The 284-nt window shown below is 51.8% G+C and carries 1 protein-coding gene; it reads right to left on the bottom strand.

Going from position 1 to position 284, the window contains the following annotated elements; all coding sequences use genetic code 11:
* The coding region (locus AAEY72_RS14540) for a tetraacyldisaccharide 4'-kinase (protein WP_352311234.1) at positions 1–284 on the bottom strand (284 nt) is incomplete at both ends.

Here is a 284-nt window from a genome sequence, read left to right on the forward strand (position 1 = left end):
GGGCAGACCGCCATTGGTACACCCGTCATATTGACAATTAAACAAGGCTCATCCCCTACCACACTGGGTAGACTGGCGGCATTGACCAAGGCTGGCATCTGACTGCTATCACCACCATAACCGCGACTGATCACGCCAACATTGATACCTTGTGCTTGGAGATAGTCGACCAGAGCAATAATTAATGGCGTTTTGCCGCTACCGCCCACGCTAATATTGCCAATCACCATGACAGGAACAGGGGCGCGGTAACTTGCTAACAACCCAACCTTGTAAGCTTGGCG

The organism is Psychrobacter sp. W2-37-MNA-CIBAN-0211 (assembly GCF_040309405.1).
Taxonomy (GTDB): domain Bacteria; phylum Pseudomonadota; class Gammaproteobacteria; order Pseudomonadales; family Moraxellaceae; genus Psychrobacter; species Psychrobacter glaciei.